This window comes from Flavobacterium sp. C3NV (assembly GCF_046825355.2).
GTDB lineage: Bacteria > Bacteroidota > Bacteroidia > Flavobacteriales > Flavobacteriaceae > Flavobacterium.
On record NZ_JBKQBJ020000023.1, the window covers coordinates 17,912 to 30,205 of the forward strand.

Genomic DNA, 12,294 nt, shown 5'->3' on the forward strand with positions numbered 1-12,294 from the left:
GATATTGTGAGAGTTACTGCATCAAATGATATGAATAAAATTTCAATTATAAAAAAAATACAACTAGGAGATAATAGTTTTCCTATTCAAAATCTTTATTCAAAATTAAGTTTTAGCTTTTATTGTGTAAATGGTAGAATTAAACATGAAGTAATTTTATCATTTGAGACTTCATTTTTGCTGAATGATTTAATTAAAAACGAACAAATAACCACAGACACTTTAGCAAAACATCAAATTAGCAAACTTGAAAACCTGAATAATACTGAAAGAAGTTTTTTATATCGGTATCAATTCTTTCAACCTAAAGAATGCAATAAATGTTATATGATAATTTTTGATATTGATGAATATCGGGAATATTGGGGTTGTCATATTTATGGTGTATTAGAAATTGAGTAACTTACAAATATTAAAATTGGATAAAAAAATAACTTATGAAAAAATGGTCAATAGATAATCTGCAAAAAACCTGGTACTTGATTTCGAAACTTCACCAAGGACAGAAGTACGGCGGGGATGAAGAGAATCTACAAATTGAATATATTAACCATATTGGCAGTGTTACTTTCGAAATTATAAATTCATTTAATTTTGAAGAAAATATAGATGCTGATTTTATCATTTCCTGTGCGTTATTGCATGATACAATCGAAGATACCGAAGCTACATTTGAAAAGATTAAAGAGTTATTTGGAGAACAAATCGCAAACGGAGTTAGCGCTTTAACCAAAAACACTAATTTAGAAAATAAAAAGGACCAAATGACAGACAGCTTGTTTAGAATACAACAACAACCTAAGGAAGTGTGGTCCGTAAAAATGGCCGATAGAATTTGTAATCTATACGCTCCACCCTATTACTGGACGGCCGAAAAGAAAAAGGAATACCATAAAGAGTCTTTATTAATTTACGATACTTTAAAAGAAGGAAATACTTATCTCGCCAATCGATTAAAACAAAGAATCAATGATTATGTAAAGCACTTTTAAAAAGAGATTTCTCTATAAGGAATTAAAATATTTGTATTATTTAATAATACCTGGCTACGGAACTAAGACAAATTCGCACTCAAATTATGAAAACATTTTGCCTAATACTATTATTTTTAGGGTTAGCAGTTACAGGAATTGAAGCACTAAATGACTTTACAAAGACTAAGATATTTTTTGCTTCATTTAATCCTCAAAAATATTATCATAAAGATATATTGGTGGTAAACGAAAAAATACCGCCAATGAGCAGCAGCAGTAATAAGACTTCCTGGATATTTTATGGGTATTGCAAATCTGATAAATTAAAAAGTGGAATTACGATTTCTAAAAGCACAGTTGAAAATCAAAATACAAGTGAAATTCCAATTTGGAGAATCAGTTCTGTAAAAAATAAAATAATTTACAGACGAAAAGACAACATAGTAAATAGTCCTTTTTCTTATGAAATGCGCGACTATTGGATGACTCCAATATTAATTTTATCAATAATACCAAGCTTATTTGTATTGATTAATATAAGAAGAAAGAAAAGAAACAAGAGTATTCTAGAAAAATATATAATGTAATGAAAATACATAGATTTTATAACCATAAGGAAATATTGTACATTGAATACCCGATCGCTCAGATATATTAACGCAATGATAGCGCGGAAATTCTTTCCGTGCCCGTTGCTATAAGACACAAGAAAAGTCACAATTAAAGAATCTATTAAATTGAGAGATTGTTTTTCTACTTCAATGACAATCATGCAGATTTAGAAATTAATTTAACTTCGTTCTTCTAAATTGATATACTTTGCGGGCACGGAAAGAATTTCCACTCTATAGTTGTCTAAATCTGCCATATCCGAGCGATCGGGGTTATTGCGGCGGGGCTCACCTCTTCCCATCCCGAACAGAGTAGTTAAGCCCGCCTGCGCAGATGGTACTGCAGTTATGTGGGAGAGTATGTCGTCGCCTTTCTTTAATCTGAACTCGTTTCAGATTCTTTTAAAACCCTGTTTCTAACGAAACGGTTTTTTTGTTTTGTAAAATATAACAGTTATCTGGGAGTCCCGATAATTATCGGGAGCCGTCTTTCTTTGTTTTTGTTCAAATTTGAAAAAATAAGTTGTTGAAAATTCAACCTTTTTTTTGATCAAGAGTAAAAGATCAATCCTGAAAACATTGGCTTTTTTAAAGTAAGAATAATTGGTTAAAAAAATAAGTTTTTTGATGGATTGTATGTTATGTTTTGTATGTTTGAAAAAAATAACAGTCTGTTTATGACGTAAAGTCGAGCCGTTTTGGACATATTGGAACCGCGTTATACCTGGATAAACAAGGTAACGGATATGCCATAAAACCTTAAAAATTCACGTTTATATTTAATTTGGGAAATAATTTTCAAAAAATAGGCTACTTTATAAGGGTGTAAAAAAAAAAACAAAAGTACTTGTTTTAAAAAAAATGAGGCTCTTTGAAAGGTTTTGATTTTTATAAAATGTCTTGTAGGAACTAAATAATACTTTTAAATAGAATTAGTAATAAATTCAGATAAAAAAACAAAAATATGAAAAAATTAATTACACTTTTATTAATGGTTTTGAGCCTGCAGATGTTTGGACAGTGTTTTCAGAAAATAAGTGCAAGTAATAATTTTACTATTGCAATAAAAGCGGATGGTACTCTTTGGGGTTGGGGTAATAATGCTGATGGTCAATGTGGCGATGGTACAAATTCTACAAGAATTGTGCCAACACAAATAGGGACCAGTGGAAATTGGGGGAGCTTTGACACAGGAGACTTTCATACTATTGCCATAAAAGCAAATGGTACACTTTGGGCATGGGGAAATAACAGATTCGGTCAATTGGGTGATGGTACAAATACGAATAGAAATGTGCCAACTCAGATTGGGACTGCTAATAATTGGAAAAGTGTTGATGGAGGATGGAATCATACTGTTGCAATAAAAATGGATGGCACACTTTGGGCATGGGGATATAATGATTCCGGTCAATTGGGAGAAGGCACATATATTAATAAAAATGTGCCAACCCAAATTGGGACTAGTGTAAATTGGGGAAGCGTAGCCGCAGGAGCCTTTCATACTATTGCCCTAAAAACAGATGGTACACTTTGGGCTTGGGGAGCTAATCCTGGACGATTTGGAAATGGTACTAATACTAGTAGTCTAGTACCAATACAAATAGGAACTGATACTAATTGGAAGAATGTTTCAACAGGGTTAGGGCATACTATTGCCCTAAAAACGGATGGGACGCTTTGGGCTTGGGGGGATAACGATACCGGTCAATTGGGTGATGGCACAAATACTGATAGAAATGTGCCAACACAAATTGTGAGTATTACTAATTGGAAAAGTGTTGATGTAGGAGATATGCATACTATTGCAATAAAGACGGACGGTTCACTTTGGACTTGGGGGCGAAATAATTCCACCCAATTGGGCGATGGTACAAATATTAATAAAAATGTGCCAACACATATAGAGAGTGCTACAAATTGGCAATATGTTGCTGGGGGGGTTAATCATTCTTTTGCAATAAAAACGGATGGTTCTCTTTGGGCTTGGGGAAATGGTTATTTATTAGGTGATGGTACATCGAATGCTAGCAATGTGCCAAAAGCTATTGTATGTCCTACGAGTGTTTTGGCAGTGGATGATTTTGAGGTTACCAATGAGATGAAGATTTATCCCAACCCAATAAAAGATATTTTAAATTTTTCTTTTGATGCAGCAATTACTACTGTCTCAATCTATAATTTATTGGGTCAAGAAGTAATTGTAAAATCTCTAAATGCTAATGAAGGAACAATAGATGTATCAAATTTGTCTTCCGGAACGTATTTTGTAAAAGTTTATGCTGATAATTTGGTTAGAACCTTAAAAGTTATTAAAAAATAAAAAGTTATTATTTCAAATTTAAAACCTCAAAATTCCAAAAGAGTTTGGTTTTTTTCTTAATAATTTGTACTAATAGGCGTTTTTATCAACCCGATCGCTCAGATATATTAACGCAACGATAGCGCGGAAATTCTTTCCGTGCCCGTTGCTAAGACACAAGAAAAGTCATAATTAAAGAAATATATTAAATTGAGAGATTGTTTTTCTACTTCAATGACAATCATGCAGATTTAGAAATTAATTTAAGTTAGTTCTTCTAAATTGATACACTTTGCGGGCACTGAAAGAATTTCCGCGCTATCGTTGTCTAAATCTGCCATATCCGAGCGATCGGGTTTATAATTAAATCAATTGCTGCTGAATCATACGTAAAAGGAAAAAAAATGATTAAATTTAGTTCTGGAAGTTACGTAACAAAAACAGGCTTTATTGTAAAAATATATAGCAATGGAAACGGAGACTTCAAAGGATTAACGTATTAGACAAGATGGAAATATTTAAACAAATAGATGTTCTAATTTCGGAAAACATTGGTTTTCAAAAACTAAATTTTTCCCATTTAGACTATATGAAAGATTACAATACTGGAATATTTTACAAAGAAACCAGCGACAAAATTGATGCTTTAAGTTATGCCTTTGGATATGATTATAGAAATTACGACCCTATCATTATGAATCAGGATAGTTTCGCATCATGGATTACTTTTAAGAATGTTGAAAAGATACTAGATTATTGCCTGTATAATCAAACTAATCCAAAACAATTTGAAAATTCAAATGAATTCTATTTAAACATCAAAAAAACTATATTAAATACTGAAGTACTTGATATTAAAGAAAATATTTTTTATTCTGTATTTTATAAAGATAAAAAACTTCTAATAGATAATATTTTGAAAGGTACAGAACAAGCTCAAATTTTCATAAACGATTATCATTTGTCATATTTCAATCGATTTTCTACGATACAGGATGTAAACGACAAGATATTAGAAAAATACGACTGGATGGATTGGAGTGATTATTTCTTTAAAGACGCTCACTTTAAAGCCATAATAATAATGAAGTTATGCAACAATAATAAAAAATACGATGAATTTACTGCTATGTATAAATTAAGAATATTTGATGCGATACAAGACGGAAGTAATGATTTAATTCCGTTTTATGAAAACTTACTTAAAGTCATGAATTATTTAGATAGTGGTGAATATAAAAATCTACTTTAAATTAATTAATTTTTGTAATTCGATAACATGATAAGTAAATAAAGTCTTCTTAAAATTAACCCGATCGCTCAGATATATTAACGCAACGATAGCGCGGAAATTCTTTCCGTGCCAGTTGCTATAAGACACAAGAAAAGTCATAATTAAAGAAATCTATTAAATTGAGAGATTGTTTTTCTACTTCAATGAGAATCATGCAGATTTAGAAATTAATTTAAGTTAGTTCTCCTAAATTGATATACTTTGCGGGCACGGAAAGAATTTCCGTGCTATCGTTGTCTAAATCTGCCATATCCGAGCGATCGGGTAATTAACATTTAAAATGGAATTACTAAAAACTCTTTATTTTGTTTTTTCATTGTTTATATATACTCTAAATAGACTCTGGATCGTTTAAAATTCATATTATCCCATATATTTGTTCCAAAACAAAAAATCAAAGATCTCTATGAAAACATCTAGATACACTAAAGTAGCCGTGATAATTATGGTAGTTTTATTTGTGGCTATTAGTGTTATTAGCTGCAGCACTCATGTTCACAATAGTGGTAATAAAATCCCACCAGGACAAGCTAAAAAAATGTCAGGAAGCAAAAGTGCAAAAGCATATGCTCCCGGACAACAGAAAAAGAAATAATAAAAAACGCCTTCTATAAATCAGAAGGCGTTTCTATTTGTAAACTTAAATCACGATTTACACAAAATACAATTAGAAATCCGATTTAAGAATTGGTTTATATTGTATTTACTTTTTAGCAGAATTATTTGTCACTTTAATCAAATAAGTTCCCTCCGGTAAATCTCCAATATTAGAAGCATTACTTCCGGCTATTTTTTTTCCTTGCGAGAAAACCTCAACAGTTTTAGAACCAGTATTTGCTTCAGTTGTACTTGACGAAACAGACGGAAACGATTTTGCAGCAACTACAGCTTTTGCAGGACTAGCTTTTTTTATTGCATTAGAAGACTGAGCATTTTCAGCTACAGCTGTAGTAGTTGGTTTTGAGCTATTATAAGATTCCATAACCTGCTCATCTGTCATTGCAACACTGTATATTTTAAGGTCGTCTACGTCAGCATTAATCCCAACTGTGCCATTTAATGCACCCAATCTTAGAATGTATCCTTTTGTTAAGCGCGAAACACCTTCAACAGATTTTAATAATTCGCCGTTACGGTATATTTTTGATTTGGCACCATCATAGGTTACAGTGTATTGATACCAAACGTCTTTTGCAAGAGGAACTGAAACTATAATATTATTTGTATCTCCCCATCCTACAAGACTTAAATCTGAATTTCCTGATGATGCTGCCTGTTGTAATAAACCAAAATACTGGGTATTTACTGCGCTTCCATATCCAAAAATATAATTTGACGAAGCAATAGCATTGAATTTTACCCAAATAGATATTGATCTGGGTTTATTATCCTGCGGAAGATCTCCCACTACACCCTGCAAGACTTTATTAGTCAGGCGCTGTGCTCCTTTTGCAACGCCCATTCTGTCATTTACAAAATTGGGAGTACCTAAAAATGAGATTGTATTGTCGGTATTGTTCAAATTTCCGTTGAAATTGAATTCCTGAACCGGATTCTGGGCATTGGTATTTAAAAAACTTACAAACAGTAATGTCAGTAATAATTTTTTCATAGGTAACAGATTTTAGGGGATTTAAAAAAGTGTTCTTTCACAAACACCAAACTATATTATAATGCAAAAACTCAACAAATCTCAGTATCACAAATCATTATTATTAATATTTTAAATACATTTAAAATTCAATTATAGTTTTAGAAATTTTGTTAAAACTATAAATTTTATTCAAAGCTACCAAACTCTTACTGAGTATAAGTGCGATATTCTTATTTTAATTAATAAAATTCAAAACTAAATGACATACACGCTCTTATTTGTAAAAACATCTTTACAAAAAATCATTTACTACTAAATAAATAATTAAAAAGCCTCCTAAAGTAAAACTTTACAAGGCCTTTTACTATCCAAAAAAATTAACTGAGACTAAAAAAATTAACTAACTATTTACTATAAATAAATCTTGCTCTTAATTTGAAGTTATCTTTTTCGAAGGTGCATTCGTTATTTTCAACAAATAGGTTCCCTCAGGAAGATCATTTATACTCATTGTACTATTACTACTTCCATAAATCTTTTCTCCTTGTGAGAATACCTCAACATTCTTAGGTACATCATTAAGATCCACTGGCGCAATAATTGCCGATGAAGCAGACTTTGGAGTTGTTTTTGCTTTTACCCCGTCTTTTTTTACTGTTTTTACAGTAGGTGCCGGTTCAATAGCAGCGATTCTAACCGGTTTAGAACTGTTGTATAATGCATTAACCTGTTCTAAAGTCAAAGCAACATCGTAAATCTTCAAATCGTCTATATCAGCATTAATGCCCACTGTAGTGTTTATTTCGCCTAGTCTAAAAATATTACCTTTAGTAGAACGTGTAATTCCTTCTGCAGATTTGAGCAACTCTCCGTTACGGTATATTTTAGAAACTTTTCCGTCGTATGTTATTGTATAATTGTACCATGTTTCTTTGGCAAGCGGCACAGAAACAATTACATCATTAGAAGCTCCCCAACCCGCTAAACTTAAATCTGAGTTAGAAGAAGTCGTTCCTTGCTGTAATAAGCCACAGTATTGCGCATTATAAGCCGTACCGTAACCCCATATATAATTTGCCGAAGCAATATCATTTAATTTTACCCATACACTAACTGATCTCGGACTATTACCCTGAGGAAGATTGTCTACAACAGCCTCCATAGCTTTATTAGTTAGTCGTTGCGCTCCTTTTACCAATCCTGCTCTGTCTGCAACAAAATTGTTGGCCCCAATAAAAGAAGTGGTATTAGCGGTATTATTTAAAGTTCCATTGAAATTAAACTCCTGAATTGGATTTTGAGCATTAACATTCAAATAACTTACAAACATTAAAGTGAGTAGTAATTTTTTCATAATAGTAGATTTAGGGATTAAAAAACATTGTGTCTTTTTAACACCGCTAAACTATATTATTATGCATTTGACCTGAAATTTATTCGACAACGAACCTAAATAATCGTTTAAATAACCAAAATCGATGATTTAAAAGCCTCAATTGTATTTATTTATAGTAATAGTCATTTTATTAAAACAATAAATTAAACTCAAACAAAATTATAATTTCTTACGTATAAATACGGTATTCGCAAATAAAACCAAAACATTAACACTTCAATAAAGCCCATTTTAAAAGTATTAGCCGCTAATGATCAATACTTTAAAAAAATGCAAAAAAAAAGCTCCATTCGGTTTTACGAATGGAGCTTTATATTTTAAAAAAGCAGTTGAACTACTTTACAAATTCAATTTTTTGAACTTCCTCTTCATTAACACTGTCAAAGAATCCTTGCTCGTTCATCCAGTCATCGCTAAATACTTTGCTCATATAGCGAGAACCGTGATCAGGGAAGATAGCAATAATATTACTGTCTTTCGTAAATTCACCTTCCTCTGCGTATTGTTTAATAGCCTGCATTACTGCTCCTGAAGTATATCCAACAAATAATCCTTCTTTTCTGGTGATCTCTCTGGCAGAGTGAGCACTTTCCTCATCAGTTACTTTAATGAACTTGTCGATGATGTCGAAATCTGTAGCAGATGGAATCAGGTTTTTACCTAAACCTTCTATACGATACGGATAAATTTCTTTGTTATCGAATTCTCTTGTTTCGTGGTACTTCTTTAAAACCGACCCGAAAGCATCTACACCTAGAATTCTAATATTTGGATTTTGCTCTTTTAGGAATTTTGCAGTTCCGGAAATCGTTCCTCCGGTTCCGCTACAAGCTACAAGATGTGTAATTTGTCCTTTTGTCTGTTCCCAAATTTCGGGACCTGTAGTGTTATAGTGGGCATCAATATTCAATTGATTAAAATACTGATTGATGTATACTGAGCCTTTTGTTTCTTCGTGTAAACGTTTGGCTACGTTGTAGTAAGATCTCTCATCATCTGCTGAAACGTGTGCGGGACAAACATAAACCTTTGCTCCTAAACTTCTCAACATGTCAATTTTATCTTTCGATGATTTTGAGCTTACTGCTAAAATACAATTATACCCTTTTATAATACTCACCATTGCCAGACTAAAGCCCGTATTACCTGATGTCGTCTCAATGATCGTATCACCTGGCGTTAGGATTCCTTTTTTCTCAGCTTCTTCAATAATATATAACGCTATTCTATCTTTTGAGGAATGTCCTGGATTAAAAGCTTCTACCTTTGCGTAGAAATTACCTTCTAACTCTTCGGTAATTTTATTTAGTTTAATAAGTGGGGTATTACCTATTAACTCTAAAACATTATTATAAGCGTTTATTTCTTCTTTCATAAAAAAATAGTTAATCGAAGGTATTTTTAAATACCCTTGATAGGTTGCAAATTTAACAAAAAATTTCTAATTAGCTTTTAATTTTTTCTAAATCTAATAAAAAACTAAATTCCTTTGCTAAGTCTCTTAAAGCCTCAAAACGTCCTGAAGCTCCGCCATGTCCGGCATCCATGTTGGTATCTAAAAATAAAAGATTATTATTTGTTTTTAGATTTCTCAACTTCGCTACCCATTTAGCTGGCTCCCAATATTGTACCTGCGAATCATGTAATCCGGTAGAAACGTACATGTTAGGATAGTTTTGCGCTTTTACATTATCATACGGTGAGTAAGATAACATATAATCGTAATATTTTTTATTATTTGGGTTTCCCCATTCGTCGTATTCTCCAGTTGTTAACGGAATACTGTCGTCTAACATTGTTGTAATAACGTCAACAAAAGGCACCTGAGCAATGACCCCGTTATATAATTCCGGAGCTTCATTTATAATTACGCCCATCAAAAGTCCTCCTGCAGATCCTCCTTCAGCATATAAATGTTCAGGAGATGTAAATTTTTCGTTAACTACAAATTTAGAGCAATCAATGAAATCTGTAAAGGTATTTTTCTTTTTTAACAGTTTTCCGTCTTCGTACCATTGTCTTCCTAAATCTTCTCCACCTCTAATATGTGCTATGGCGTAAACAAAACCACGATCTAACAACGAAAGTCGTGTCGATGAGAAATAAGTATCCATTGTAATTCCGTAAGATCCGTACGCATAAAGTAACAACGGATTTTTACCGTTTTTCTGTAATCCTTTGCGATAAATCATCGAAATAGGCACTTTTACACCATCTCTGGCAGTTGCCCAAATACGCTCTTCGATATAATTTTCTTTATCAAATTTTCCGCCTAAAACCTGTTGTTCCTTAAGGATTTCCTTGGTTTTAGTTTTCATATTAAAATCAATTACAGATGAAGGCGTAGCCAGCGATTGATAGCTATAACGTAAAACATCTGTATCAAAATCGATATTGGTAGTTGTGTAAGCATTGTATGTTTCGCTGCCAAAAGGAAGGTAATAATCGGCATCACCATTCCACGGCATAATGCGAATATGGTTTAATCCGTTTGAGCGTTCTTCAACAACTAAATAATTTTTGAAAATTTCGATATCTTCTAATAAAACATCTTCACGATGCGGAATAAGATCTACCCAGTTTTTCTTTCCTGTCTTATTTTCAGGCGTTTTCATCAACTTAAAGTTGGTCGCCTTGTCTTTATTCGTTAGAATATAAAAAGAGTCCTCAAAATGCGAAATACTGTATTCTAAACCACGTACACGAGGCTGAAACACCACAAATTCTCCATCTGGAGTATCAGAATTCAAAATTCTGTATTCTGTCGTCAAAGTGCTTCCTGAACCAATTACAATATATTTTCTTGATTTTTCTTTGCTTACAGACACATTAAAAGTATCATCGGTTTCATTAAAAACCAAAACATCTTCTTTTGAATCTGTATTTAATTTATGTCTAAAAACCTTATCAGCTCTTAAAGTAACTTCATCTTGTTTGGTATAGAAAATCGTATTGTTGTCATTTGCCCAAACTGATCCTCCGGTTGCATTTTCGATTTTATCTGCTAAAATCTCTCCTGTTTCTAAGTTTTTGACCTGAATAGTGTAAATTCTTCTTCCCACAATATCTACTCCAAAACTGGCAAATTTATTATTCGGGCTTACGCTTAAACCTCCTAGTTTAAAGTAAGCATGATCTTTTGCCAATTCATTGCAATTGAATAAGATTTCCTCATCTGCCGAAAGGCTTCCTTTTTTTCTTGAAAATATGGGGTAATCCTGGCCTGTTTCGAAACGAGTGATGTAATAGTAACCATTATAAAAATAAGGAACAGATGAATCATCTTCTTTGATTCTGCCTTTCATCTCTTCATACAAACTCTCCTGAAGATCTTTTGTATGCGATGTCATACTCTGGTAATATGAATTTTCCTGATTCAGATAATCGATAACTTCAGAATTTTCGCGGTCATTTAACCAAAAATAATTGTCAATTCTTGTCTCTTTATGTTTTTTTAATGATTTAGGAATTTCTTTGGCTTGTGGAGCCATTATATCGTTTTGCATTGATTAAGCATTAGTTTTTAAATACGAAGGAGCAAAAATACTACAAAGACAACAGAACCAAATTAATTTTTTCATAAAATATTCTATTGATATCATAAAGCAATATACTAATTTTGTACGAAACAATTTAAAAAATCAACAAAAATGGATTTAATGGGAATGATGGGTAAACTTAAAGAAACCCAACAAAAAATTGAAGATACGAAGAAGCGTTTGGATACTGTTTTGATTGATGAACAAAGCGCTGACGGATTACTAAAGGTAACATTAACTGCAAATAGAAAAGTAAAATCGATCTCTATTGATGATTCTTTGCTTGAAGATAAAGAACAATTAGAGGACTACTTAGTTGTAACGCTAAACAAAGCAATAGAAAGAGCTACAAGCGTTAACGAACAAGAACTTGATGCTGTTGCAAAAATGGATATGCCAATGATTCCAGGAATGGATAATTTATTCAAATAAGAGATTTTTTTATTTCTTTTAATTAAAATCCGATTCATTTTTAACGAAATGAATCGGATTTTTTTTATGCCTTTTTCTTTCCTTTTTTTCTTTGAAAATTTCTTTGTTGCAATCGAAATAGTCAAGCCTTTACATTTTATTTAGCGCCTCCT

10 protein-coding genes, 1 rRNA gene and 1 pseudogene are annotated in these 12,294 nt (G+C 32.2%); 8 read left to right on the top strand and 4 right to left on the bottom strand.

Annotated elements, in window-relative coordinates:
* Nucleotides 1-6: 6 nt before the first annotated feature.
* The 7 genes from ACIDC4_RS23350 to ACIDC4_RS23380 all read left to right on the top strand — a co-directional run bounded on the left by ACIDC4_RS23350 (nt 7) and on the right by ACIDC4_RS23380 (nt 5,776).
* Nucleotides 7-402: a hypothetical protein gene (locus ACIDC4_RS23350; RefSeq protein ID WP_412045394.1), complete on the top strand. Its 396-nt coding sequence runs from the start codon at nt 7-9 to the stop codon at nt 400-402.
* A gap of 35 nt (nt 403-437) precedes the next feature.
* The gene (locus ACIDC4_RS23355) at nt 438-992 is read left to right on the top strand and encodes an HD domain-containing protein (protein ID WP_412045395.1); all 555 of its coding nucleotides are present in this window, start codon (nt 438-440) and stop codon (nt 990-992) included.
* Nucleotides 993-1,078: 86 nt separating this feature from the next.
* Nucleotides 1,079-1,561, top strand: coding sequence for a hypothetical protein (locus ACIDC4_RS23360; RefSeq protein ID WP_412045396.1), 483 nt, complete (start codon nt 1,079-1,081; stop codon nt 1,559-1,561).
* Between the two features lie 289 nt (nt 1,562-1,850).
* Nucleotides 1,851-1,960 (top strand): 5S ribosomal RNA (rrf, locus tag ACIDC4_RS23365).
* A gap of 589 nt (nt 1,961-2,549) precedes the next feature.
* Nucleotides 2,550-3,908 (top strand): T9SS type A sorting domain-containing protein, encoded by a 1,359-nt coding sequence (locus tag ACIDC4_RS23370; protein WP_412045397.1) that lies wholly within the window; start codon nt 2,550-2,552, stop codon nt 3,906-3,908.
* Between the two features lie 568 nt (nt 3,909-4,476).
* A complete protein-coding gene (locus ACIDC4_RS23375) occupies nt 4,477-5,139 on the top strand; it encodes a hypothetical protein (protein ID WP_412045398.1) in 663 nt (220 codons plus the stop codon).
* 448 nt (nt 5,140-5,587) lie between these two features.
* Nucleotides 5,588-5,776 carry a hypothetical protein gene (locus ACIDC4_RS23380; RefSeq protein ID WP_412045399.1) on the top strand — a complete coding sequence of 63 codons (189 nt, stop codon included), beginning with the start codon at nt 5,588-5,590 and terminating at the stop codon, nt 5,774-5,776.
* 108 nt (nt 5,777-5,884) lie between these two features.
* Here the strand turns inward: ACIDC4_RS23380 and ACIDC4_RS23385 are convergent, their stop codons facing one another.
* From ACIDC4_RS23385 to ACIDC4_RS23400, 4 genes are all read right to left on the bottom strand, one after another.
* Nucleotides 5,885-6,793, bottom strand: a complete 909-nt coding sequence (locus ACIDC4_RS23385) for a LamG domain-containing protein (RefSeq protein WP_412045400.1) — start codon at nt 6,791-6,793, stop codon at nt 5,885-5,887.
* Nucleotides 6,794-7,205: 412 nt separating this feature from the next.
* The gene (locus ACIDC4_RS23390; protein WP_412045401.1) at nt 7,206-8,129 is read right to left on the bottom strand and encodes a LamG domain-containing protein; all 924 of its coding nucleotides are present in this window, start codon (nt 8,127-8,129) and stop codon (nt 7,206-7,208) included.
* A 376-nt stretch (nt 8,130-8,505) separates the two neighbouring features.
* On the bottom strand, nt 8,506-9,546 hold the full coding sequence (capA, locus tag ACIDC4_RS23395) for a cysteate synthase (protein WP_065447924.1): 1,041 nt from the start codon (nt 9,544-9,546) through the stop codon (nt 8,506-8,508).
* A gap of 70 nt (nt 9,547-9,616) precedes the next feature.
* The gene (locus tag ACIDC4_RS23400; protein ID WP_412045402.1) at nt 9,617-11,677 is read right to left on the bottom strand and encodes a S9 family peptidase; all 2,061 of its coding nucleotides are present in this window, start codon (nt 11,675-11,677) and stop codon (nt 9,617-9,619) included.
* A gap of 138 nt (nt 11,678-11,815) precedes the next feature.
* Here ACIDC4_RS23400 and ACIDC4_RS23405 point away from each other — a divergent pair.
* Nucleotides 11,816-12,142: pseudogene (locus tag ACIDC4_RS23405) on the top strand (YbaB/EbfC family nucleoid-associated protein); the annotation flags it as partial.
* Nucleotides 12,143-12,294: the final 152 nt, after the last annotated feature.

What these genes read in the sequence shown, in the direction of transcription:
- ACIDC4_RS23355 (WP_412045395.1), top strand. Translation starts at nt 438, where the DNA reads ATGAAAAAATGGTCAATAGATAATCTGCAAAAAACCTGGTACTTGATT.
- ACIDC4_RS23360 (WP_412045396.1), top strand. Translation starts at nt 1,079, where the DNA reads ATGAAAACATTTTGCCTAATACTATTATTTTTAGGGTTAGCAGTTACA.
- ACIDC4_RS23370 (WP_412045397.1), top strand. Translation starts at nt 2,550, where the DNA reads ATGAAAAAATTAATTACACTTTTATTAATGGTTTTGAGCCTGCAGATG.
- ACIDC4_RS23375 (WP_412045398.1), top strand. Translation starts at nt 4,477, where the DNA reads ATGAAAGATTACAATACTGGAATATTTTACAAAGAAACCAGCGACAAA.
- ACIDC4_RS23380 (WP_412045399.1), top strand. Translation starts at nt 5,588, where the DNA reads ATGAAAACATCTAGATACACTAAAGTAGCCGTGATAATTATGGTAGTT.
- ACIDC4_RS23385 (WP_412045400.1), bottom strand. Translation starts at nt 6,793, where the DNA reads ATGAAAAAATTATTACTGACATTACTGTTTGTAAGTTTTTTAAATACC.
- ACIDC4_RS23390 (WP_412045401.1), bottom strand. Translation starts at nt 8,129, where the DNA reads ATGAAAAAATTACTACTCACTTTAATGTTTGTAAGTTATTTGAATGTT.
- capA (WP_065447924.1), bottom strand. Translation starts at nt 9,546, where the DNA reads ATGAAAGAAGAAATAAACGCTTATAATAATGTTTTAGAGTTAATAGGT.
- ACIDC4_RS23400 (WP_412045402.1), bottom strand. Translation starts at nt 11,677, where the DNA reads ATGCAAAACGATATAATGGCTCCACAAGCCAAAGAAATTCCTAAATCA.